General features: G+C 43.3%; 1 protein-coding gene. It reads left to right on the forward strand.

The window, feature by feature from the left end; genetic code table 11:
* On the forward strand, window positions 1-293 hold a 293-nt coding region (locus HMPREF2766_RS00310; RefSeq protein ID WP_148131179.1), incomplete at both ends, for an SHIRT domain-containing protein.

The raw sequence follows: 293 nt of genomic DNA on the forward strand, positions 1-293 counted from the left end.
AATTAATGGATCAGATGTTAAGTTTGTAGGTACATGGGAATTCACCCCATCCCCAACCTATAAGGCAACTCACGAGTTTGTCAGCGGAACTCCAGGTAAAGAACTTCCACAAGAAGTGAAATCCCTGCTTCCATCAGACCAAACAGACTTGAAAGATGGCAGTCAAGCAACGCCAACGCAACCAAGTCAAACAGAAGTTAAGACAGCAGAAGGTACCTGGAGCTTCAAGTCTTATGACAAGACATCTGAAACCATCAATGGAGCAGATGTTAAGTTTGTAGGTACATGGGAAT

The sequence above is a fragment of the Streptococcus sp. HMSC076C08 genome (assembly GCF_001810825.1).
In the GTDB taxonomy this organism is placed as follows: Bacteria; Bacillota; Bacilli; order Lactobacillales; family Streptococcaceae; genus Streptococcus.